The following is a 22975-nucleotide window of genomic DNA, read 5'->3' on the forward strand; positions in this document are numbered from 1 at the left end:
ATGGCCGTGCCATTCTCGGCGTCAGCGCGGGCGCAGTTCGATGACGCCCTCGCGCCGCGCGACCACGATCGGCAGAAAGGCTTCCAGGCGGCGCAAGGTCTCGTCCTGGCCGTCCAGGGCCAGGACCCCGCTGAAGCGAAGCGCGCCCGCGCCGCCAATCGCGCGGATCGGTGTCGGATAGGCGCGATTGAGATCGTCGACCACCTCTGACAACGGCCGGTCGTCGTAAACCAGTTGGCCGGCGCGCCAGCCGGGCGGCTCGGTCGACCCGGGTGCCACTGTTAGCGCGTCCGTAGCATCTGGCCGAGTAACCGATTGGCCGGCAGCTAGACGGACGTTGTGCGTCGCGTCGGCCAGATCGGACACGCGGACAAGGCCGCGAGCAACATTCACGCGGGTGCTGTCGGCGTCGCGGCGGACGTCGAATGCGGTGCCGAGCACCTCGATCCGACTTTCGCCGACTGTAATTCGGAAGGGACGGTCGACGTCATGTGTGATATCAAAGGCAGCTTCTGCATGTCCCATCTCTACCCGCCGTTCAGCGCCCGACAGACGGATGGACAGAGTGGAGTCGCCATTCATTACAATCACCGAGCCGTCGGCCAGGTTAACGGTCTTCTGTTCTCCCGGCGCTGTCACATAGGTCACGGGCCTGGACGAGAGGATCGGGCCTATCAAGAGGGCGCAGGCCAAAGCCGCGACCGCCAAGCCGCCGACGCCCCAAGGCCAACGCCGGACTAAGGACCGGCGATCTGTGGCGACAAGGCGTGGCGCGGCGCGGGTCAGGGCGGCGTCCAGGGCGGCGCGATCCTGATCGAGAGCGGCCCACAGGCCCTGGGCCCGTTCAAAGGCAGGGCGATGATCGGGCGACACCTTCAGCCAAGCCTCCAGCGCCTCATAGTCGACATCGGTGACGTCATCACCGCCCAGCCTGACGACCCAGGCCGAAGCCTGGTCGATGAGCGACTGGGAAGGAGTGCCGGACAGGGTCATGGGGTTTCGATCCGGCGCACGAAACGCCGTCCAGATGAGGAGACGCCGCCGAGGCGGGCCGTCCACAAGTAAAAATGGCGAAATCTCGTCCTCATGGCCAGCCCACCTCGACCAGCAGCCTGGCCAGCACTGCGCTCAGATACTTCTCGACCGAACTGGTAGACACGCCCAGGCGGGCGGCGATCTGACCATGGGTCAGGCCGTCCAGGCGATGCAGTCGAAAGGCCTGCCGAGCCTTTGGAGGGACGCCTTCCAGGGCGCGGGCCACCTGGTCGAGCTTGAGCCGCGCCCATGCGGCCTCTTCAGGCGAGGGTTGGTCGGCGATCGAGACGCCGTCCAGCGAGGCGCCGGACGTTTCCGTCCAGGCCTGGTCCCGCGCCGTCATCCGCTTGCCCTGCCGGACCGCGTCCAAGACCAAGTTGCCTCCGATGCGATAGAGGAAGGCGATCGGGTTCTGGACCTCGGCGGCGTTGGCGTCGGACAGGGCGTGGAGCCGGACATAGATGTCCTGAACGATGTCTTCGGCTCGGTCCTGCGAGCCGGTCCGGGCGGCGAATGAACGGACGAGGGCCGGGCGGCGTTCCAGATAGATCGCGAGTAGCTCATCTTTCGCGCTCGCCGCCACGTCGTGAAGGTCCCCGGTTGAACGGGCGCCGATCCGACGCCGCGCGGCCTTGTCCGCCGCGGACGTACAAGGAGCAAGAACTTGTTCCACCGCCTGCAGAAAAAAATCGAGGATCGATTGGGAGGTACTGCCGTCGGCGGCGTCGTTGTCCGAGCGCCAATCTCGGCGCGGTCAGGTCGAGGCCTCAGCGATGCACAACCCTTCCCAAGTCCGCGCTCATGGCGCTCTTCGCCCCGGGCAAGCCGGACGATCGTTGACGATCGCCTCAATCTTGGCAGCGTCCGCGCTCGGAGCCTGCCAAACCACGCCCGCAGCCAACTCGGGCTATTTGAGCAGCTATGACGGCATGGCCCGGGCGGGTCGCAACCCTGTCGTCGCTTTGCAAAGACGACGCGACGACGCGGCCTCGGACGCGGTGCGGGCTGTCTATATCGAACCCGCGGCCTTCGCGCCACAAGTCGGCGACCGGCTGTCCGAAAACGAGCGCGCCATGGTCCAGACCGAGGTGGATCGCCAAATCTGCTTCGAGGTCAGCGAACGTTTCACTGTCACGCCCGAGCCTTCCCAGGACGCCGCGACGATCCGAACCGCAATCGTACGCCTTCAGCCGACCGGCCGGATCGGCTCGCTGATGAGCGCAGCGGCGGGTTACTTCGTCCCCGTCGTAAGCCTGCGCCCGCCGACCAGCACCGGTGGCCTGGCGGTCGAATCGGAACTGCTGGAGGCCGGCACCGGTCGTCAGATCGCCGCCATCGCCTGGGCGCGGAATGCCCAGTACGTCGGTCGTGACTCGGCTTCGCTGTCCCGTGTCGGCGACGCGCTTCAAATGGCCGAACCAATGGGCGATGCGGTCGGCGACGCCTTCTCAAGCGAGGCGCGCAAGGTCAACGACATCCCCAATCCCGACCCCTGCGCCGTATTCGGACCGCGTCGCAACCTCGGACGAACCGCGGCCGGTTTCATTTTTGGCCAGGCGACCAACCTCTATGCGCCGGAAGCCTCCGGCGAGGGTGCGCGCCGGCGCGCACCCCAACCCTGAGCCGAGCGCCTCAGCCCCTCCTTCCATCTTCAAGACCTACGGGACCGCATGCATCTGGATCTAAAATCGACGACTGCCCGACAACAGGCCGCGGACCCGCGCCCCGTAGGGGTTTCCAGCCGTGCGGCGCTCAGCGCCCTCCAACATCGTCGTCGTCGTTCGGTGGCCGTGGGGCTTTCGGTTTTGCTGGGCCTGGCCCTGTTCACGGGGTCGCATTGGGGTGAAGGCAGCTGGCCGCGTCTCCCCATCGAAACGATCGGCTTGGTGCTGATCGTAATCGCAATCGTAGGGAGGGGCTGGTGTTCTCTTTACATCGGTGGTCGCAAGGCGACCGAACTCGTCACCACCGGGCCGTATTCCATCTCCCGCAACCCGCTATACGGCTTCAGTTTCATGGGATCGCTCGGCGTCGGCCTGCAATCGGGCAGCCTTTTGCTCGGCCTGGTTTTCCTGTTGGCGGCGATGGCGATCTTCCTTCCTCTCATCGCCCGTGAGGAGAGTTTCCTGGACTACGCCATGCCGCGCCGGTTCGACGCCTACCGACGGGCGACGCCCCTGCTATGGCCTCGCCCGTCGCTGTGGCGAACTCCGGAGGAGCTTACGGTCCGCCCGTCCCTGTTCCTCAGGACCCTTTCGGACGGCCTGCCTTTTATCCTGGCTTGGCCGCTGTTCGGGGGCATCGACGCGTTGCAAAGCGGCGGCTTGCTACCGGTGCTGCTGCGGTGGCCCTGATCCCTCGTGGCGAAGACATGCGCTTTCGTGTCCTCGGTTGCCCGGTGTCCATGGTCAAGTCGCGTTTATATTTTCGATCAAGAGCAGGTCCAAATGGATAAAGGCCGCAGGCGTCGGGTCCTGATCCGAAACGCGAGTTGCGCCTGCGGTCCGTATATCGCCCGACAGTACGCAGCTCTGGGCTGGTCCGTATCACTTGAATTCGGCGAGGACAAAGCCGCTGGGAACAACGCCGTCGGCAACGACCTCGTCGCCGAGATTTGGGATACCGGAGGCCATGTCCAGGTCGTCGACCGTCTGACCTTGGACGGGCAGCGTCGTCCCGCGCAGCGCAACAGTTTCGATCGGATCCTCGACGCAGCGCACCTGCGGCCCGCAGTTTCTATCTTGCTCGAGCGGTTGTCACCGCGGTCCCAAATCGCCACGATGGAGGAATCCGTTGCCGAGTTTCCATAGATGCCCAAGGCTGCCTCCGCCGATCAGACCGCATTCCTGAACGATCCGCCCAGCACCGAGCCCGCCACGCATACTGTCCTCTCTTCTTTGCGCGAGCGCATCCTGACCGGGCAGATCGCGCCAGGCGCACGACTTCGAGCCGAGGCGCTTGCGACCGAAATGAACGTCTCGCGCACGCCGATCCGTAGCGCCCTGGCCGTTCTGTCGGCCGAGGGAGTCGTCCAGTACAGCGTCAACCGGGGCTATACCGTCCGTTCGGTGACGATCGGCGACATCCTCGCCTCCATCGAGGTGCGCGCGGCCCTTGAAGGCACGGCGGCGCGTCTGTCGGTGGATCATGGCTGGTCGGCGTCCGAGTTCGAACTGCTGCAGGACTGCGCGACAAAGGGGCGGGTGATCGTCGATCGGGGCGCGTGGTCGGTCGAGATCGAGGCCGAATGGTACGAACTAAACTGGGTTTTCCACCGTGCGATCAATATCGCCGCGCGCAATCCGGTGCTGCGCAATGCGATGCGGATGACGATCCTAAGTCCTGTGATGGGAGACGTCATTCACACGTCCCCCGTCGTCGCCGCTCATGTACCCCAACGCCAGCGTCAGATTCCGACAACGACGCCGCAGCACATACGGCTGTCGCAGTCTGACCATGAGTCGATCGTAGAAGCGATCAGATCGGAGGATGGGGCGGCTGCCGAAAGGCTGATGGCGGCTCACGTCCTGGCGACGAAGGCGCGCGTCCACGCCATGGCGACTCTCAGGTAACCACGATGACGAGAATTCGTATCCAATAACCAGTCATATTGCATCCAATCGATTGACCTCTCGCATCCAGTCTGGATAACTTCCCTGCTGACCGGTCTGACCGGCGAAAAAAAACGACCCAGGGAGGGCGAAATGGATACGAACAGCCGAAGGGCGCTGAGAACCGTCGTAGCGATGGCCGCGCTGATGACTGCGGCATCGGCCTGGGCGCAGACGACGCCCAATCCGAACGAGCAGGTCGCTCGACTCGATGAAGTGATCGTCACGGCTCAGAGGCGGGCTCAAAATCTGCAAGACGTGCCTGTCACGGTTACCGCCTTCGACGCCCAGGAACTGGAGGAGGCTCGCATCAAGGAGATCGACGACGTCGCCACCCGCACGCCGGGCCTGCAGTTCGACGCCTTCCCGGCCTCCCAACCCCGCATCGCCATCCGCGGCATCGGCTCCACCGATCGCGGCGCGGCCGGCGACCCCAGCGCGGCGGTGTTCCTGGACGAAATTTACTTGGGTCGCCCTGCGATGATCGCGTTCGACGCCTTCGACGTCGAACGGATCGAGGTCCTGAAGGGACCTCAGGGCACGCTCTATGGCCGGAATGTCGTCGGCGGGGCCATCAATATCGTGACCCAAAAGCCGGATTTGGACGCCTTCGGTGCCTCGACCGAGGCCACCATCGGCAACTACGGGCGGTTGGAGGGGGCGGCCGTCGTGAACGCCCCTTTCGCCGACGGCCGGGCGGCATTCCGCGCCAGCGGCAGCTGGCGAACCCATGACGGCTACACCGAGAACAGTTTCACCGGCGGCGAGGTCGATGATCAGGACACCCGTAGCGGCCGGTTGCAGCTGGCCGTCGAACCGTCGGATTCCGTCCGCCTGTCGCTCGCCGTCGACGCCACCCGCGATCGGGCGGCCGGTCCAGCGAACCGGGTCCTGGATCTGGACGAAAGCGATCCGATGTCGATGTTCTGGGAGCCCAATCCCGATCGTGTGCAGTTCGCCGGCTCGACCGATGGCTTCCAGGACCGGGACACCTGGGGCGCTCGCGTCGAGGCCCAGGTCGATCTGCCGTTCGCGACCCTGACCTATCTCGGGGGGTATCGCGACCTCGACTACAGCACCGCCTATGACTTCGACGGCGGCAACGAGACGACCAACTTCATCCAGATCTCGGGCGGCAATGACGAGCAGAGCGAGACCTCGAGCCACGAAATCAGACTGTCTTCCCTGCCCGATAGCCCGGTCCAATGGGTCGCTGGCGTGTTCAACTACAGCGCGGACACCCTTCGTCTCGACACGCTGATCCTCGACATCGGAGGCGAGGGAACCGAGGTGTTCACCCAGGATGCCCAACTGACGAGCTATGCGGTGTTTGGCGATGTCACCGTGCCGGTCGGCGAGCGTTTCTCCTTGATCGCCGGCCTGCGCTATTCCGATGACGAAAAGGACTATCGGGTCTCGGACACCGCGGGGAACACGATCTTCCGGGCGGAAGAGGAGTTCGACGTCACGGCATCGGCGTCGTTCGACGCCCTGACCTGGCGCATCGGGGGCGACTACAAACTGTCCGAGGATCACCTGCTCTATGCGATGGTGTCGCGAGGCTTCAAGAGCGGCGGCTTCCAGGACATTCCCGCGACCGCAGCCGAGGCCGCCGATCCCTTCGATCCGGAATACGCCACCCAGTACGAGATCGGCCACAAGAGCGTCTTGCTCGAGGGCCGATTGACCTGGAACAACACCGTCTACCTGTTGGACTATGCCGATCTGCAAACGCGCCGGACGCTTCCGAGCGGCGCGGTGGTGACCGACAACGCCGGCGCCGCGACGATCAAGGGCTATGAGACCTATCTGAGCTGGCGGCCCTTTGACGGCGCGCGTCTCGTCGCGGGTTATGGCTATACGGACGCGACCTTCGATGACTACCGCGTCGATGACACGACCAACTACGCCGGCAACCGGATCGCGCGCGCGCCCGAGCACAAGCTGGTGCTGTCACCCTCCTATGACTGGGCCTTGGCGAACGGCGCCACGATCCGCGTTGCGGCGGACTATCGCTACGAAAGTCTGATCTATGAAGACAACTCCAACACCGGGCCCGAGCGTCGCGAGCCGACAAATATTTATGACGCTCGCCTGATCTACACGGACGCCTCGGACCGCTGGTCCGTGTCGCTGTGGGGCAAGAACCTTAGCGACGAAGTCACGCGTAGCTTCCAGGGCGCCTTCCTGGGAGCCAATTTCGGGGCCTATGCCCCGCCCCGAACCTATGGGCTTTCCCTGAACTGGACACTCTGACGGACCGATCGTCCGACGCTCCCCGGACGAAACATGTTGTTCCATCACCGGCCTGCCGACGCCTCGGCAGGCCGGCCTTTTTGAAAGCCGCCTCGTGACCCTAGCCGCTCTGCAATCCCCGGCCGTGCTCGGCGCGGGCATGATCCTGACCTTCATGATCCTGATCATGACCAAGCGGATGTCGGCCATCACCGCCCTGATCCTAGTGCCGGTGATCTTCGGCCTTCTGGCTGGGGCGGGGGCGGGGTTGGGCGAGATGATGCTGGAAGGCGTCACGGCCCTGACGCCGACGGCCCTGATGCTGGCGTTCGCGGTGCTCTACTTCGGCGTCATGATCGATGCCGGGCTGTTCGATCCCCTGGTGCGGTTCGTGCTGAGGACTGTCGGGGACGATCCCGTGCGGGTCACCATCGGCACGGCGCTGCTGGCCACGATCGTCTCTCTGGACGGCGACGGCGCGACGACCGCCCTGGTGACCATCTCGGCCATGTTGCCGGTCTATAGACGCCTGGGCCTCAATCCCCTGATCCTGGCTCTCCTGCTTGGTCTGGCCACCGCCTCGACCAATCTGATCCCGTGGGGCGGACCGACCGCGCGCGCGGCAACGGCCCTGAACATCGATCCGGCGCTTCTGTTCCTGCCGATGATGCCGACCATGTTGGCCGGCATCGGTTTCGCCGTCTTCGTGGCCTGGCGGCTGGGCCTCGGCGAGCGTCGACGACTGGGCGTCCTGGCTCTGCAACCCCTGCCGCTCGGTCCGGCGCCAGAGACCGAGGTCGCCGCCGCCGAAGGCGATCCCGATCCCCATGCGGACGTCCGCCGCCCCAAGCTCTTCTTCTTCAACCTGGCGCTCACCCTGGCCCTGATGGCGGGACTTCTGCTGGGCCTGGCGCCGCTGCCCGTCCTGATGATGAGCGCCTTCGCCGTCGCCCTGATCGTCAACTACCCCAGCCTGAGGTCACAGCGTCGTCGCATCGCCGCCCACGCCGACAATGTCGTCAACATCGTCCTGCTGATATTCGCCGCCGGAGCGTTCACGGGCATACTGCAGGGGACGGGCATGGTCGATGCCATGGCCACGGCCCTGGTCGCCGCCATTCCCCCGCAACTGGGCCCCTACTTCGCTCCCATCACCGCCCTGGTCAGCATGCCCCTGACCTTCTTCATGTCCAACGACGCCTTCTATTTCGGCATCCTGCCGGTGATCGCCGAGACCGCGTCCCACTACGGCGTCGCGCCCGAGGCGATCGCCCGCGCCTCCCTCACCGCCCTCCCGGTGCACGCCATGAGCCCATTGATCGCCGCCATCTATCTGGTCTGCGGTCTGCTCAAGGTCGATGTCGGCGCCGCCCAGCGGTTCTCGCTCAAATGGGCGGTGCTGGCCTGTCTGGTGCTGATCGCCGCGGCCCTGGCGTCTGGCGCCTTCCCGTTCCGCGTCGGCTGATCCAGGGCCGTGCGGATCGAGGATGTCGCCGGCGGCCCGATGAGGCTGGCCGCGCCGGGCCAATGGGCGGCCCTGGTGGCGGGTTCCGCCCTTCTGGTTCTGCTGCTTCAGGCGATCCACGCGCCCGCGGCCCTCCTGCTCGGGCCTATGGCCGTGGGTATCGCCTTCGGTCTGAAGGGCGCGACGATCCGGCCGGCTCCGCTGATGTTCGGTGGCGCGCAGGCCCTGGTCGGCTGCGTCATCGCCCTGTCGGCCACGCCCGGTTTCTACGCCGGCGTCGTGGGTCAGCTGCCGGTCTATCTGGGGCTGGCCGCCTCGACCCTGGCCCTCACCATGGGGTTCGGATGGGCGTTGACGACGCGGGGCTGGCTGCCCGGCACCACCGCGATCTGGGGCCTGGCACCCGGGGCTTCGACCGCCATGGTCCTGATGTCGGAGGCCTTCGGCGGGGATCGCCGCCTGGTCGCAATGATCCAGTATCTGCGCGTCCTGCTGGTCGCGCTGATCGCCATGGGCCTGGCCCAGCTGAAGGGCGCCGTGCCCGGCCACCCGCCGACCGACTGGCTGGCGTTCGGAAGCCCGGGCGCCATCGCCTTGACCCTGGTCTTCACCGCCGCCGCCGGCTGGGTGGGAAAAGTCTCGCGGATCCCTGCCGGGATCTTCCTCGTCCCCATGCTGCTGGGATCGGCCCTGCACGGTTCGGGCCTGGTGCGGTTTGAACTGCCGGTCCTCATCACCGCCCTGGCCTATGCCGTGGTCGGGTGGAGCATCGGCCTGGGCTTCACCCGGGCCGCGATCCTCTACAGCGCCCGGATGCTGCCCCGAATCCTGGCGGCGCTCGTGGCGCTGCTGGTCTGCTGCGGCCTCCTCGCGCTAGCGGTCAGCGCGATCACCGGCGTGGACCTGCTGTCGGCCTGGCTCGCGACCAGCCCCGGCGGAACCGACACCATCCTGATCATCGCCACCTCGACGCCCGTCGATCTGCCTTTCATCCTCGGCGGGCAGCTGGTGCGATTCCTGATGGTCCTGGCGGTGGGACCGGTGCTGGCGTGTTGGCTCGCCGGACGCGCGGCCCAACCGCTTCGCTCCAGCCCGCCCGACGGGTCTCCCCCTTACTCCTCCCTTTCGGACAGTCCTCCATGACCTCTCCCCTGCTTCAGCCGGCGCCGCTGGCGTCCGTGTCCGATATCCACGCCCTCGAGGCTGCCGGCTGGCCGACCGATCTGCCCGGATCGACCTGGGCCCTGCTGCAGAGCGCCGCAGAACGCTTCGGCGAAGCGCCGGCGTTGTCCTTCTTTCTGGAGACTTCCGGCCATCGCAGGCCCCACAGCCTGAGCTATCGTGACCTGTTGGCCAAGGTGACCGGCGCGGCCAACCTGTTCCACGGCCTCGGTGTCGGCTCCACTGAGGTGGTCGCCCTGGTCCTGCCCAATCTGATCGAAACCCACCTCTGTCTCTGGGGCGGAGAGGCAGCCGGTGTGGCCTTCCCGATCAACCCTCTGATGGATGGCAACGCCATCGCCGATCTCCTGCGGGGATCGCAGGCCAGGGCCGTGGTCACCCTGGCACCGTTCCCCGGGGCAGACCTCTACGACAAGGTGGTCGCCGCCCTCAACGCGCCCCCAATGTCGAGACGCTCGTGCTGGTCGATCTCGCACCGTACGTGCGAGGGCCGAAGCGCTGGGCAGCGAAGGTTATCCAGTACAGGAAGGGCCATAGGGCCGCCCCGGTGCGCGCCGGCCTCAAGGTCGTCGACTTCGGCCGCGCGCTCAGACGCGCGAAGACGGATCGACTGGTGAGCGGCCGCATCCCGCAGCCCCAGGACATCGCCTCGATCTTCGGCACGGGCGGCACCACGGGATCCCCCAAACTAGCGCGACGAACCCACGCCAATGAGGTCGCGAACGCCTGGATGGCGTCGCGGATGATCGTCTCGGGCCTCGGCGCCGGATCGACCTTCTTTTCCGGACTGCCGCTGTTCCATGTCAACGGCGCCATGGTGACGGGCCTCTCGGCCTTCCTCTTGGGAACCCATGTCCTGATCGGCACGCCTCAGGGCTTCCGCGGGGCGGGTGTGATCGACCGGTTCTGGGAGATCGCGGCCCACCATCGTGTCAGCGCCTTCAGCGGCGTGCCGACACTGTTCTCGGCCCTTTTGCAGCGCCCGGTCGCCGGACACGACCTTAGCCGTCTGGCCTTCGGAATCTGTGGGGCGGCGCCGATGTCGCCCGAGCTCCTGGACCAGTTCCAGCGGACGACCGGCGTCAAGGTGCTCGAGGGCTATGGCCTGACCGAGGCCACCTGCGTCGCCTCGGTCCACGCCCTGGACGGCGTCCAGAAGATCGGATCGGTCGGAATCCCGCTGCCCTTCCAGGCGGTGAGGATCGCGATCCTGGACGAGCGGGGCGGCTTCGAGCGAACGGCCGCTGCCGATGAGATCGGCGCCGTGCTGCTCAACGGACCCAACATCTTCCAAGGCTATACGGATGTCCGCCACGATGCGGGGCTCTGGATCGAACTGGCGGGCGAACGCTGGCTCGATACGGGCGATCTTGGTCTCGTCGACGCCGATGGCTTCCTCTGGCTAAAGGGACGCTCAAAGGATGTGATCATCCGCGGCGGTCACAACATCGATCCGGCGATGATCGAAGACGCCTTCTACAGTCATGCAGCGGTCGAGCTGTGCGCCGCCATCGGCCGACCCGACGCCCATGCCGGCGAAGTGCCTGTGGTCTATGTGCAGCTGAAACCCGGAGCGAGCGCCGAGCCGGCCGAACTGGCGGCACATGCAGAAGGCCGAATTCATGAACGGGCGGCCCGCCCCAAGGCCGTGCACCTGATCGACGTCATGCCGCTGACGGCCGTGGGCAAGGTGCACAAACCGTCGCTGCGCCGGATCGATGACGCGAGAGACGGTGGGCGCGGCGCGGAGCCCTGACCCCGCAGACGCGCCACGTTCGGCGGGTCTGCGGGCGGCGTCAGTCGCGGTAGCTCGGGTCGATCCGGTCGAGCTTGCGCCGCAGGGCCGGCCAGGCGACGTGTTCGGCGATCATTCTAGCCTGGGGCGACCGCGCCTGGGCCTTGACCGTTTCCACCGCCTCGGCGGGCGGCTCGTTGAGAGCGCCACGGCCGGCGCTCAGCATCAGCACTTGGGCTTCGCAGGCGCGCTCCAGGAAATACATGCGCAGGAAGGCCTCGGCAACGCTGGATCCGACCGTCAATGTGCCGTGGTTCCTGAGGATTAGGGCGTTCCGCTCGCCCAGATCGGCGACGATGCGCTCGCGCTCGTCCAGGGCGTCGGCGATGCCCTCATGGTCATGATAGGCGACGTCATGATGGGCGATCATCGCCGTCTGGGTGTGGGGCAGGAGCCCCTCCTTCATCGCGGAGACGGCCTGACCGTGCGGGGTGTGCAGGTGGATGACCGCCTGGGCATCCTCGCGCGCGGCGTGGATGGCGGAATGGATGACGAAGCCCGCGCGGTTCACGGCGCCGGGAGCGTCTCCGACCTTGTTCCCGTCGAGGTCGATCTTGACCAGGTTGGAGGCGGTGATCTCCTCGAACATCAGGGTGTAGTCGTTGATCAGGAAATAGTGCTCGGGCCCGGGCACGCGGGCCGACAGATGCGTGAAAATCAGGTCGTCCCAGCCATGGAGGGCGACCAGTCGGTAGGCCGCCGCGAGGTCCACCCGCAACGCCCACTCCTCCGGCAACACGCCGCCCGGCGCGGCCGTTTTTGTTTCAGCGGACATGGTCATGGTCATCATCGATCTCCTTGAGAATTCTGGGGAGCGGCCGCCAGCAGGGCGGCCGCGATGGCCTCGCCGCAGGCCCGGGTGCCTAGAGGGCCGCCGAGATCGCGTGTGCGAAGAGATTGCTGCGCCAGCACCCGTTCGATCGCCGCGACGATGGCGGCCGACGCCTCGTGTTCGCCGAGGTGGTCGAGCATCAGGGCGGCGGACCAGATCTGACCGACGGGATTGGCGACGCCCTGGCCGGCGATGTCGGGCGCCGAGCCGTGCACGGGTTCGAACAGCGAGGGAAAGGTTCGTTCGGGATTGATGTTGCCCGCAGGTGCGATGCCGATCGTGCCGGTGCAGGCGGGACCGAGATCGGACAGGATGTCGCCGAACAGGTTCGATGCGACGACCACATCGAACCAGTCCGGGTGCTGGACGAAATGGGCCGTCAGAATATCGATGTGGTATTTATCCCAGCGCACCTCGGGATAGGCGGCCGCCATCGCCTCAACCCTCTCGTCCCAATACGGCATGGTGATCGAGATGCCGTTCGACTTGGTCGCCGAGGTCAGGTGTTTCTTGTCGCGCCGCCGGGCTAGGTCGAAAGCGTATCTCAGGATCCGGTCCACGCCGGTGCGGGTCATCACCGTTTCTTGCATGACGATCTCGCGGTCGGTGCCGGGAAACATCCGGCCGCCGATGGAGGAGTATTCGCCTTCGGTATTCTCGCGCACGACATAGAAATCGATGTTGCCGGGTTCGCGGCCGGCGAGCGGGCTCGGCACGCCGGGCATCAGCTTGACCGGCCGCAGGTTCACGTACTGGTCGAATTCGCGCCGGAACTGGATCAGCGAGCCCCATAGGCTGATGTGGTCCGGTACCGTCTCGGGCCAGCCGACCGCGCCAAAGAAGATGGCGTCGTGGCCGCCGATCCGGGCCTTCCAGTCGTCCGGCATCATCTGGCCGTGGACAAGGTAGTAGTCACAGCAGGCGAAATCGAAATGGTCGAAGGCGAGGGTGAAGCCGTACACGGCCGCAACAACCTCCAGGGCGCGCAGCCCCTCCGGCACGACCTCCTTGCCGATGCCGTCGCCGGGGATGACGGCGATGCGGTAATGGCGTTCCTGGGTCATGCGGGGTCCTGACTTGAGACGTCGGGCCGGTCGATCAGGATAGCCCGGAAATCATTGACGTTGGTGCGCGTGGGTCCGGTCACGATCAGGCCGCCGACACGCGTGAAAAAGCCGTAGGCGTCGTTGTCTGCCAGCCGTTCGAATGCCGACATGCCCAGGCGGGCCGCGGCGTCCAGAACGTCTGGTCCGATGACCGCGCCCGCATTGTCGTCCGATCCGTCGATCCCGTCCGTATCGGCGGCCAGGGCGTGCACGCCGGGCGCCCCGTCCAGGGCGATGGCGAGAGCCAGCAGGAACTCGCCGTTGCGACCGCCCCGGCCTGACCCCCGAACCTTGACCGTCGTCTCGCCGCCGGACAGCAGGGCGCAGGGCGGAGAGATCAGGCCGTCACCCGCCAGGATGGCGCGAACGAGGACGGCGTGGTCCTGCGCGACGACGGCGGCCTCGCCCTCCAGATCGCTGCCGAGGACAAGCGGTTCATAGCCCAGGATGCGGGCCAGGTCAGCCGCTGCGGCGATGGCCTTTGCCGGCGTGGCGATGATGCGGACGTCCGGGGGATGGTCCGGATCGGGCTTGGGGGTTTCCGACGCCGGATCCAGAAGATGGTCCCGGATCACGTCAGGAATTTCCGGGACATCGCGCTCCAGGATCGTCAGGGCGGCCTCCCGGGTCGTCGGATCGGGCACGGTCGGACCGGAACCGATCGTCGAGGGATCGTCGTCGGGCACGTCGGAGAGGGCGAGAGTCACGACCCGGGCCGGAGCCGCGAGCCGGGCGAGGCGGCCGCCTTTCACGGCCGACAGGTGCTTCCGTACGCAGTTGATCTCCGCGATCGTCGCCCCGCTGCGAAGCAGCGCTCGCGTCACAGCCTGTTTGTCCGCGAGCGTCACGCCCTGCACCGGAGCCGCGAGCAGGGCCGAGGCTCCGCCCGATAGCAGGCACAGCACCAGGTCGTCGGCGGCCAGGCCCTCGAGATGGCCGATCAATGTTTCGGTGGCTTTGAGCCCGGCTTCGTCAAGGACCGGATGGGACGCTTCGACCACCTGGACATGGCGGCACGAAACGCCGTGTCCGTAGGGAACGATGACAAGGCCCGACACAGGCCCTGACCAGACATCCTCGACCGCCCGGGCCATTGCCGCTGCGGCCTTGCCGGCGCCGACGATCACGGTCCGGCCGCGCGGTATGTCCGGAAGGTGAGCTGCCACGCAGCTGGCGGGCAGAGCAGACGCGACGGCGGCGTCGAACAGCTGCCGCAGGACGGTCTCCGGGTTCCCGGACGTCCGGAGCCGCGCCTCGGTCATGCCGGGGTCCGAACCCGCCCGTCGGCGATCACACAGGCGGCCGGCGGCGTTCGCCCGTCCAGAACATCGACGACAGACATCGCTGCGACCCGGTTCGTCCGGTCCAGGCCCTCGCGCGACGAGGCCGCGGCGTGGGGTGTGGCGACCACATTGGGCAGCGCCAGAAGGGCGTCGGAGGTCGGTCGATAGCCTGGATCGCTTTCGCTGACGAAGGTGTCCAGACCCGCCCCCGCGATGGTTCCGGAACGCAGCGCCTCAAGGAGGGCCATGTCGTCGACCAGCCCGCCCCGCGCCGCGTTGATCAGGAAGGACGTCGGCTTCATTCGGCCCAGGGCATCCGCGTCGATGAGGAACCGGGTCTCCGGCGTCAAGGGAGCGTGGAGGCTGACATAGTCGGACTGGCCCAGCAGTTCGGGAAGGGTGAGACAGGTCAGGTGATGGGCGTCCGCGTAGTCGCGGTCCGCCATCCGGTCCAGGACAAGAATTCTGGCCTCGAACCCCTGGAGCCGCTGGACCAGACTGCGGCCGATCCGGCCCAGGCCGATGATCCCCACCGTTTTTCGAAAGAGGTCCGTCCCCATCAGGATCGACCAGTCCCCGGCCAGCATCCTGTCCTGGCTTTCCCGGAAGCGGCGTCCCAGCGCGAGCATCATCGCGATCGTATGGTCGGCCACCGAGGCATCGTTGCCGCCCACCGCGATACAGGCGACGCGGCCCAGATCGCGAACGGCGACCGTATCGACCCGCTCATAACCCACGCCGCGCCGCGAGATGACGCGCAGATCCGGAAGCGCCGTCAGCAGGTCGCGCGTGACGCGGGCGTGACCGACGATCCAGCCGGCCGCCCCGGCCAGCAGGGATTCCAGCTCGGACGGGCTCAAATCGCCGTCAGCCCTGCCCGGAGGCAGATCGGCGACGATCACCTCGCAACCGTTCTCTTCCAGCCAGGCGATGGTCGCGGCGTCGAAGAAGCGCTGGGTGACGACGACACGGCGGTTAGGGGCGGACATTGGATCTCCTGGCTCAGGCGGTGCCGGCGAAGCGGGCGACGGTCGCGGGCGGCAGGCGGATCGGTCGGCGACTGGCCGCGTCCAGGGCGCACCAGACGGAGATGACCTCGGCGATCAACTCCTCGCCTCGCAGGATCAGGGTGCGGAACCGGGCGCGGGAACCAGCCGCCGCCTCCAGCGTCACCGAGGCGGTGATGCCGTCTTCGAGAAAGGCCGGACGGCGGTAGGTGATCTCATGCTTCAGCGCGACCCAAAGATGGCGGGCCACCGCGTCGGCGTCGGCGAACCGTTCCCAGTGCCTGACGACCGCGTCCTGGACCCAGGTCAAGTAGACGGCGTTGTTCACATGACCCATGTGATCGATGTCGGCGGGCCGGACACCGATCTCATAGTCACCGCTCAGCCCAGCCACCGGGATCATGCGGTGACCGAAGCGTCCAGCTCGACATCCAGGAGCCGGACGAACTGCTGACCGCAATGCATGTCGCGCTCGACCATCCCGCCCTGGGGTGAGGACCGGGCGTAGGAGATTTTGACCACATGCAGGCTGGGCACCGCGAACCGCTTGACCAGGGCCGGATCGGCTCCGAACAACCGCTCGATCAACTGCGGCCCTAGAGCCGGGCTGTCGGCGTGACGCGCGAACTGTTCCGCGTCCTTGAAGAAGAGGTCAAAAGTGACCCAGTAGGGTCCGGCGTTCTTGGAGCGCACGTGGTGGCAGACATCCTTGACGGTCGGCATCAGGCGGCCTCCACCTTGCGAAGGTCGATCCATTCGGTGCGGACCAGTTCCATCGGATCGTCGACGTGGACAACGTGGTTCAGCTTGAACTCATAGACGGGACCCCGGTCGATATCAGCTGGTGTGAAGGCGAAGCCGTAGCTCGGCAGCTCCTTGTCCATCGAAAGCGGGAAGTGGAAGAAATAGGGGTTGCAGGCCTTGGCGATCTGCGAAGCCATCTCCTGGCTGTCGGCCGTGGCCACGAACAGAACGCCGATCTCGCGCGGCGCCGGCGTGTCTTCCGGCGGCTTGTCGCCCGAGACCGCGTTCCAGCCATACATGCGAAGCGAGATATGGAAGTCGCCCGCCGCCTCGCCGATGGTGCTGTGGACGCGGTGATAGAGAGCGCCCAGCATCCTGTCGTGGAACTCGTCCACGCGCGCCAGGACCTCCGGGTCCTGGATGCCGATCAGCATGACGGTCTGGAACCGGCTGGCGGCGGCCCCTTCCAGCTTCATCGTATAGGGCTTGGGCTCCCAGACCGAACCAGTCACCTTGACCGTGCGGTCGTCGATCGGCGTATAGACCGCGTCAGTGACGTCCAGCACGCCGCCGGGCTCGGTCAGTCGGAACGGGTCGCTGTTCTCGTACAGCATGTGGGCCGAGACGCTTTCGGGGTCGCAGCGGTTGTTCTGCGTCAGCGGCTCGACCTCGAAGCCGTCCTGGCCGATTGAGATCAACACACCGGATCCACGATCGCGGTAGACGGTGCACTGGGCCCCGCATTCAGCGACCTTGCCGGCATGCCAGGATGGTCCCACGGGCGCGCCGTGCAACAGGGCGAAACAGGCCAGGACCGCCGTATCGGTCGTGCGCCCGCCCAGGATGATGTCTGCCCCGCCTTGCAGGGCGGCCATGTAGGGCTCAGGCCCCATGGCGGCGACGATGTGATCGCAGGCATCGATCGTGGCGTCGTCCAGCGGGCCGAGGGGGGCCAGCGGCGTGATCTTGCCGCCGGCGTTCAGCACCTTGAGGGTCGTCTTGTCCTGCTCTGAATAAAGCAGGGCTATGCGCGGCGAGATGCCGAGTTCTGCCGCCACCTCGACGGCGATGTCGCGCGTCCAGTCCAGGTTCTTGTCGCCGCCGGCCTGGCCGCAGGTGCCGACGATGACGGGAATGCCCGCCTCGGCGCCGGCTCTCATAAGGATCTTCAGGTCGCGCTTGACCGACCCCTTGTTGTTCTTGGAAATCCCGAGCGCCAGATACGCCGCGCCGCTGTCGGTGGAGCCTGCATCGGTGGCGATGGCGTGGGCACCTCTGGCGACGCCATAACGGACCTCCTCCTCAAGCGCGCCGGCGCCGAGCGAACCCGTAGGTACAATGATTTTGATCGGGCCGGCTGACATCCTGGATCCTCGCACCACACGCGCCGCTTTCGAGCGACGTCTGACCCCTTGCTTAGATCGGTTGAATGCAATCAGTCAACAAATTGGATGCAGAATGCGCCTTGGCGTCGGGCGTGGTTGGTGGCTCTACCGCGACCCAAATAGCTCGTGAGGGAGACAAGCCGTGTCGCGACGCTCGGGGTGCCCGATCGCACCGGCTCACGTTGCCGCGACAGAGCCGGATCCCCATTTCGACCGTCGATGACAAGCCACACCGCTCCTGCCCGTGATCCCATTCCGCGTCTCGACGCCAGCCTGCTCTATACGCTGGACGCCCTGCTGATAGATCGGAATGTGACCCATGCGGCGCGGCGACTTGGGATCAACCAGTCTGCGCTGTCCGCCCGACTGACGCGTTTGCGACGGATCTTTGAAGACCGTCTGTTCGTACCCTCGCCGGACGGTCGAGGCATGATCGCCACGCCACGTGCCCTGGCGCTTCAGCCGGATCTGGCCCAGGCGCTCGGCCTGCTCGCCCGGATGACGCGACCGGCGGTAGAGTTCGATCCGGCCACCTCCCGGCGCAACTTCGTCGTGGCGCTGCATGAAATCCCCGCCGTCATGCTCGCCGCGGACCTCGTGCCCAGCATCGCCGCCTCGGCGCCCTCGGTCCGCCTAGTCTTCGTGGCGCCAAGTCCCGAGGCGATCGCCGCCAGTATGGAACACGGGACCATCGACCTCTGCATAAGCAATCGCGCGCTGGAACGAGACGCCTGGATGAGCCGCTCCCTGTTCCAGGATGCCTTCCTCACCGCGCAGCGGAAGGGCCATCCGAGGGGCTCGGGCGAGATCGACCTGGACACGTTCTGCGCGGCCGACCATCTGCTGGTGTCGGCCGATGGCGGCGGGTTCTTCGGTCAGGTGGACGCCGCGCTTGCCGCGATCGGTCGCGAGCGCCGCGTGGCCATGTCGATCCAGAACTATGGCCTGGCTCCCATCATCGTCGGCGCCACCGACTATCTGTGCACCCTGCCCGGCCGTTTCCTGCGACGCTTTGAGGCTGGACTGGATCTGTTCGCGCCGCCGCTTAACCTGGGAACCGCCGAGCTGACGGCCTACTGGCATCCGCGCGTACAGGAAGATCTCGCGCATCGTTGGCTGCGCGAGCGGGTCTTCGCCGCGGCTAGCGCGACGGGGCGCTGACCGGATCGGCGTCGGCCAGCACGCGTAGGGCAGCGGTCCAGGCCGCGACATTCTGCTTGAGCGCCGCGCGGTCCACCCGCTCCAGCGTGTCGTCCGAATTGTGATGGGTGTCGAACAGATCGGCGGCGTCCTGATCGAGCCGGAATAGCGGCACGCCGGCCTGGTTGAGGATTCCAACATCGGGGCCAGCGGGCGGTTGCGCCTCAACCGCCACCTCGACGCCGAGCGGCGCGAGCGCGTACGTGAGGCGCGCGTGAAGGCCGGCGTCGCTGGCAGACGCCGGATAAAGCATCCGAACCACACGACCGCCGCCCCAGTCGCTCTCGCTGGCCATGGCAATGGTCCCCAGTTCATGCCTGTGTTGCGCGACATAGGCGCGCGCGCCCGCGAAGTTTTTCACGGGGCTCGGCTGGGTCACTTCCTCGGCCCCGAAGAGAACGAGGCGGATCGAGCGGAGCGGCCGCGGCCCCGAACGCGCGACCTGTTCAGCGGCGGCGATCACCGTGGCCAGCCCGAAGCCGTCGTCGATGGCCCCCGTCCCCTGCTCCCAGCTATCCAGATGAGCGCCGATCAGAATGGCCGGAGCATCGGAGTCTCGGCCCGGCAGGGTCGCGACGACGTTCTGCGAAGCCCCCCACCCCGTCCAGCCCGCCGAAGATTCGAGCCGCAGGATGACCGGTCCGCGCGCGGCAAGCTCCGCGAGACGCTCGCTGTCAGGCGGGGACACTGCGAAGGCGGAGAAGGGACGATCCAGAACAGCGGTTCCCCCGGAGCTGGCCATGGCAAGATCATGTGTCGCCAATGATCGCAGGACGAAGCCGACCGCCCCCCGCTTCATCGCCTCGCCGGGCCCCGCATTACGGATGGTCACCATGCGCACATAAGCACTGCCGTCGACCGTTCGTGGCAGCGGCTCGAGGATCGCGACGATCCGGTCGCGGACCGCGTCTTCCGGGGCGCGCAAAAAGGCGTCGTAGGTCGCGAATGCCGCGACCGGCGCTTCAACGACCGGCCCCGAGACGAGCCCCCCAAGGGGTACCGCGACCAAAGTGCGGCGCTCGGGGTCCGCCATTGTCACGCTCGATCGGCCGGGCGACCAGAGCCGGATCGGGAACGGCTCGATCGCCACCTGTTCGAACCCGAGGGCCGTGAGATGACCGGCGATCCATTCAGCCGCATCGCGCTCCGTTTGAGAGCCGGTGGGACGCGCGCCGAACCGCCTGACGAGCGTCTGGAGCAGCGGAAAGGCGCCGGTCGCCTCTCCTGTCGCGCAAGTCTCCGCCGCCCGCGCCGCGTTATCAGCGGCGGGGGGAGCTTGCGCGCCTGCCACGCAGGCGAACGCAGCGATCCCCATGAGACATCGCGGCCCCCTCATCGACTCGCGCCGGCTCTGTTGCCGTAGTCGATCGGAACCCACCGAAATCCCGCGCCATCGCGACGGACATGTCCGACGCCCGGAAATGACAGATGCGGAGCCGCGATCAGGACCCGCCCATCGGCAAACTCGGAAAAGGCTTCCGTCCGCGTCTCGGCGGCAGCCGATGGATCGACGTCGTAGACGATGGTTACACTGGGCTCGGGGAACTGCACGGCAGCGACGTGAATGATGTCGCCGACGAAGACCAGGCGTTCGCCGTCGCTGACCAGGGTGTAGAACGCGCTGCCGGGGGTGTGACCGGGGTGTAGGGTGCCGGTGATACCGGGCACGACTTCGCTGGAGGCGTCGAAACCTTCAACGCGATCGGCATCGACATAGGGCTTCAGCGTCTTGACGGCTTCATCGAAATAGCGCCGATCGTATTGGCCCCTCTCGGCGTTTTCGGCATCGAGGAAGAAGTCGACGTCCGGCTGGCCGACATGGACGGTGGCATTCTCGAAGACGCGACGGCCATCGGCCACAAGCCCGCCTGAGTGATCGGTGTGCACGTGGGTGATCAGCACGTCGGTGATTTGATCCGGCCTGTAACCCGCTGCGGCCAGGCTATCGATGAGCTTGCCTCCGTTCCCGGGGCCGAACAGCTCTCCCGAACCGGTATCGACCAGCACAAGGCGATCCGGCAGCGCGATGAGGAACGCGTTGATCGAGGCCTCGACCGGGTTGCGGAGAAAGCCCGCGGCCAGAAGCCCATCGGTTCGGGTGGGCGTCGTCGCGGTCAGCAGTTGGTGCAGATCCTGCGGAACAGTACCATCAGACAGCGCCGTGACCGTTATGTGCCCGATCTGAAAGCGGTAGAAGTCCGCGCCCTGTAAGGCGATGCTGGGGCTGCTTTCGCCGGGCTGGGCGAAGGACGGGGGTACCGATGCAAACAGCAGAGCGGCGATCGCCAAGGCGAGACGGGGTTTGGGCACGATAGGCTCCTGATCGTTCAAGGCTCCTCATCTAGCGCCCGGAGCCTTGTGTGCGGAGCGTTCTGGGATTCATGGCAGGTATCGATGTCGTTGATGGTGCCTCGGCGGACGGCCGCGGTCGATGCGCGGTGATTTTGGAAGGTGGCCAGGGACAAGAGCCCAGAGAACAACGGGGCTTACCCTCGTCTGGCAAGCGGCTCTCAGGGTCTCTACCTGGGTAGGGACGCGGCTTTCGGCTCCATCGACACGAAGCCTCGCACCAGACCGTCGAAGACGGCGCGTACCCGCGGCACGCGGGCCAGATTTTCGTGAGTGACGATCCAGGTCTCCAGCATCCCCACCACAAGGTCCGGCAGCACCCGCGCGACCCGTGGGTCGGCAGCGCTCAGCGGAACCTGGGACACTGCGATGCCGGCGCCGGCGCGTGCCAAGGCCAGTTGCGCGGGATGGCTATCGGTTCGGATGGCGAACCGCGACCGCGCGAACATGGGACCCAGGCTGTCAGCGATCGCCAGATCCGCGAGGCTACGATCCGGTCCGATCAGATCATGCTGCGCTAGGTCTTCCAGTGTCGCGGGCACGCCGCGCGCCTCCAGATAAGCCGGCGACGCGAATAGTCCGGTTTCAACGGCGGCCACCTTTCGAGCGATTAAGGCCTCCTGTTTGGGAAAGAAGCTGCGAACCGCGATGTCGACCTCCTGTCCCAGCACATCCGCCGGCGTGTTGGCGAGCGACAGCTCGATCTGGATATCGGGATGGAGCGCGCGCACGTCACTCAGCATGCCCGGCAACATCTCGACGCCCATGAAGTCGGAAACGCTAACCCGCACGGTTCCGGCGATCTCGCCGATCGGTGCCGAGGCCTGGCGAATGAAGACATCGGACGACAGCGCCATAGCCCTTGCCGGCTCACGGAGCGACTCGGCGAGATCGGTCGGCGTCAGGCCGCGGGCCGATCTTGTGAACAGCGATGTTCCCAGCGCGGCCTCGAGGCCCTCCAGTCGGCTGCGGACGGTCGGGTGCGAAAGGCCCAGCCGACGACCGGCTCCGGACAGGCTGCCTTCCTCCAATACGGCTAGGAAGATGCGTTGATCGTCCCAGGACACGGCGTTGCTCATAGGATTTCTCCAGCTGCTGTAGGCAGGCTGCCAATTTCTTACAGTAACCGATCTGCGATCCTTTCGGTGCGGCGATAGACGACCGCTTCTCGAAAGGACCAAACACGATGACCGCTCTTGATCGCTCGATCCCGCCCAAGCCTGCCACGCTGCTTCGCGACCGCATCGCGATGGTACTGATGCTGCTCCTAGCGGCGGGAAGCGTCGCCGTCTGTGTCGAGGCGGCTCTGACTTTCGGCTCGGTTCCCCCGGCCGCCGTGGCCGTCGAGGCCTGGCGCATGTTCGGCTACGCCGTCTTCGCGGGGCTCTTCACGCTCGTCGGTCTGTTTCCCAGACGCATGAAGGGGGTGTGGGAATTGATCCTCTTCCACAAGGCTGCGACGGCCACGTTTCTGATCCAGTACATCGGCGTCGACGCAGACGCGGGGGCGTCGGCCGCCGAGACGATCCTGAACATCGTGTTGAACGACTTTCTGCTCGTCGTGGTCACGCTGATCGCATACGTCCTCGCCAAGGGATGGCGTGCGTGGACCTCAGACCGCTCTACACAATCATCGTGAGCTCCGTCGCTTCACCCAGACTGCTTCAGCCTGTCGAACTCCGCCTGGGCCTCCGACACGGCTAGGGAGTGCTCGGCGACCCAGTGCGCGAACGCCAGACACGGGGT

The 22975-nt window shown here is 66.4% G+C and carries 23 protein-coding genes; 10 read left to right on the forward strand and 13 right to left on the reverse strand.

The window, feature by feature from the left end; all coding sequences use genetic code 11:
• Window positions 1-21 precede the first annotated feature (21 nt).
• Together BZG35_RS13060 and BZG35_RS13065 are read right to left on the reverse strand one after the other, a co-directional pair.
• The gene (locus BZG35_RS13060) at window positions 22-993 is read right to left on the reverse strand and encodes a FecR domain-containing protein (protein WP_077356082.1); all 972 of its coding nucleotides are present in this window, start codon (window positions 991-993) and stop codon (window positions 22-24) included.
• 91 nt (window positions 994-1084) lie between these two features.
• Window positions 1085-1618 (reverse strand): RNA polymerase sigma factor, encoded by a 534-nt coding sequence (locus tag BZG35_RS13065; RefSeq protein WP_077356084.1) that lies wholly within the window; start codon window positions 1616-1618, stop codon window positions 1085-1087.
• A 190-nt stretch (window positions 1619-1808) separates the two neighbouring features.
• Between BZG35_RS13065 and BZG35_RS13070 the strand changes: the two genes are divergently transcribed.
• Window positions 1809-2657 (forward strand): DUF3313 family protein, encoded by an 849-nt coding sequence (locus BZG35_RS13070; RefSeq protein ID WP_077356086.1) that lies wholly within the window; start codon window positions 1809-1811, stop codon window positions 2655-2657.
• Window positions 2658-2705: 48 nt separating this feature from the next.
• Window positions 2706-3389, forward strand: coding sequence for an isoprenylcysteine carboxylmethyltransferase family protein (locus BZG35_RS13075; RefSeq protein ID WP_077356088.1), 684 nt, complete (start codon window positions 2706-2708; stop codon window positions 3387-3389).
• 192 nt (window positions 3390-3581) lie between these two features.
• Here the strand turns inward: BZG35_RS13075 and BZG35_RS17995 are convergent, their stop codons facing one another.
• Window positions 3582-3755 (reverse strand): hypothetical protein, encoded by a 174-nt coding sequence (locus BZG35_RS17995; protein WP_171981957.1) that lies wholly within the window; start codon window positions 3753-3755, stop codon window positions 3582-3584.
• A 90-nt stretch (window positions 3756-3845) separates the two neighbouring features.
• Between BZG35_RS17995 and BZG35_RS13080 the strand changes: the two genes are divergently transcribed.
• The 6 genes from BZG35_RS13080 (at window position 3846) to BZG35_RS13105 (ending at window position 11284) form a co-directional block, all read left to right on the forward strand.
• Window positions 3846-4607, forward strand: coding sequence for a GntR family transcriptional regulator (locus BZG35_RS13080; protein WP_077356090.1), 762 nt, complete (start codon window positions 3846-3848; stop codon window positions 4605-4607).
• Window positions 4608-4793: 186 nt separating this feature from the next.
• Window positions 4794-6902: a TonB-dependent receptor gene (locus BZG35_RS13085; protein ID WP_253189168.1), complete on the forward strand. Its 2109-nt coding sequence runs from the start codon at window positions 4794-4796 to the stop codon at window positions 6900-6902.
• A 94-nt stretch (window positions 6903-6996) separates the two neighbouring features.
• Window positions 6997-8346 carry a CitMHS family transporter gene (locus BZG35_RS13090; RefSeq protein WP_077356094.1) on the forward strand — a complete coding sequence of 450 codons (1350 nt, stop codon included), beginning with the start codon at window positions 6997-6999 and terminating at the stop codon, window positions 8344-8346.
• A 9-nt stretch (window positions 8347-8355) separates the two neighbouring features.
• Window positions 8356-9489: an AbrB family transcriptional regulator gene (locus BZG35_RS13095; RefSeq protein ID WP_077356096.1), complete on the forward strand. Its 1134-nt coding sequence runs from the start codon at window positions 8356-8358 to the stop codon at window positions 9487-9489.
• Window positions 9486-10145: an AMP-binding protein gene (locus BZG35_RS13100; protein ID WP_077358128.1), complete on the forward strand. Its 660-nt coding sequence runs from the start codon at window positions 9486-9488 to the stop codon at window positions 10143-10145. The genes BZG35_RS13095 and BZG35_RS13100 overlap by 4 nt, the downstream gene beginning before the upstream one ends.
• Entirely contained in the window at window positions 10142-11284 is a 1143-nt protein-coding gene (locus tag BZG35_RS13105) for an AMP-binding protein (RefSeq protein WP_150126035.1), read from the forward strand. The genes BZG35_RS13100 and BZG35_RS13105 overlap by 4 nt, the downstream gene beginning before the upstream one ends.
• 40 nt (window positions 11285-11324) lie before the next feature.
• On the opposite strand, the gene BZG35_RS13110 is transcribed toward BZG35_RS13105, so the two are convergent.
• The 7 genes from BZG35_RS13110 to BZG35_RS13140 are packed head-to-tail and all read right to left on the reverse strand — an operon-like array spanning window position 11325 to window position 17659.
• Window positions 11325-12110 (reverse strand): class II aldolase/adducin family protein, encoded by a 786-nt coding sequence (locus tag BZG35_RS13110; protein WP_077356100.1) that lies wholly within the window; start codon window positions 12108-12110, stop codon window positions 11325-11327.
• Window positions 12110-13219, reverse strand: a complete 1110-nt coding sequence (locus BZG35_RS13115) for a tartrate dehydrogenase (RefSeq protein WP_077356102.1) — start codon at window positions 13217-13219, stop codon at window positions 12110-12112. The genes BZG35_RS13110 and BZG35_RS13115 overlap by 1 nt, the downstream gene beginning before the upstream one ends.
• Window positions 13216-14523 (reverse strand): glycerate kinase, encoded by a 1308-nt coding sequence (locus BZG35_RS13120; RefSeq protein WP_077356103.1) that lies wholly within the window; start codon window positions 14521-14523, stop codon window positions 13216-13218. Before BZG35_RS13120 ends, BZG35_RS13115 begins: the two co-directional genes overlap by 4 nt.
• The gene (locus BZG35_RS13125) at window positions 14520-15533 is read right to left on the reverse strand and encodes a phosphoglycerate dehydrogenase (RefSeq protein ID WP_077356105.1); all 1014 of its coding nucleotides are present in this window, start codon (window positions 15531-15533) and stop codon (window positions 14520-14522) included. Before BZG35_RS13125 ends, BZG35_RS13120 begins: the two co-directional genes overlap by 4 nt.
• A gap of 13 nt (window positions 15534-15546) precedes the next feature.
• Entirely contained in the window at window positions 15547-15954 is a 408-nt protein-coding gene (locus BZG35_RS13130; protein ID WP_077356107.1) for a thioesterase family protein, read from the reverse strand.
• Window positions 15951-16274, reverse strand: a complete 324-nt coding sequence (locus BZG35_RS13135) for a DUF4387 domain-containing protein (RefSeq protein WP_077356109.1) — start codon at window positions 16272-16274, stop codon at window positions 15951-15953. The genes BZG35_RS13130 and BZG35_RS13135 overlap by 4 nt, the downstream gene beginning before the upstream one ends.
• Window positions 16274-17659, reverse strand: coding sequence for an acyclic terpene utilization AtuA family protein (locus BZG35_RS13140; protein WP_077356111.1), 1386 nt, complete (start codon window positions 17657-17659; stop codon window positions 16274-16276). The genes BZG35_RS13135 and BZG35_RS13140 overlap by 1 nt, the downstream gene beginning before the upstream one ends.
• 180 nt (window positions 17660-17839) lie before the next feature.
• On the opposite strand from BZG35_RS13140, the gene BZG35_RS13145 reads away from it, so the two are divergent.
• A complete protein-coding gene (locus BZG35_RS13145; RefSeq protein WP_253189169.1) occupies window positions 17840-18841 on the forward strand; it encodes a LysR family transcriptional regulator in 1002 nt (333 codons plus the stop codon).
• On the opposite strand, the gene BZG35_RS13150 is transcribed toward BZG35_RS13145, so the two are convergent.
• The 3 genes from BZG35_RS13150 to BZG35_RS13160 all read right to left on the reverse strand — a co-directional run bounded on the left by BZG35_RS13150 (window position 18822) and on the right by BZG35_RS13160 (window position 22308).
• On the reverse strand, window positions 18822-20195 hold the full coding sequence (locus BZG35_RS13150; protein WP_150126036.1) for a M20/M25/M40 family metallo-hydrolase: 1374 nt from the start codon (window positions 20193-20195) through the stop codon (window positions 18822-18824). The two genes, BZG35_RS13145 and BZG35_RS13150, sit on opposite strands and share 20 nt — an antisense overlap.
• Window positions 20196-20212: 17 nt before the next feature.
• Window positions 20213-21190: an MBL fold metallo-hydrolase gene (locus BZG35_RS13155; protein ID WP_253189170.1), complete on the reverse strand. Its 978-nt coding sequence runs from the start codon at window positions 21188-21190 to the stop codon at window positions 20213-20215.
• Window positions 21191-21399: 209 nt separating this feature from the next.
• Window positions 21400-22308 (reverse strand): LysR family transcriptional regulator, encoded by a 909-nt coding sequence (locus BZG35_RS13160; RefSeq protein WP_077356117.1) that lies wholly within the window; start codon window positions 22306-22308, stop codon window positions 21400-21402.
• 107 nt (window positions 22309-22415) lie between these two features.
• On the opposite strand from BZG35_RS13160, the gene BZG35_RS13165 reads away from it, so the two are divergent.
• The gene (locus BZG35_RS13165; protein ID WP_077356119.1) at window positions 22416-22868 is read left to right on the forward strand and encodes a hypothetical protein; all 453 of its coding nucleotides are present in this window, start codon (window positions 22416-22418) and stop codon (window positions 22866-22868) included.
• Window positions 22869-22975 lie beyond the last annotated feature (107 nt).

Origin of the sequence: Brevundimonas sp. LM2, from assembly GCF_002002865.1 — a bacterium.
Taxonomy (GTDB): Bacteria; Pseudomonadota; Alphaproteobacteria; order Caulobacterales; family Caulobacteraceae; genus Brevundimonas.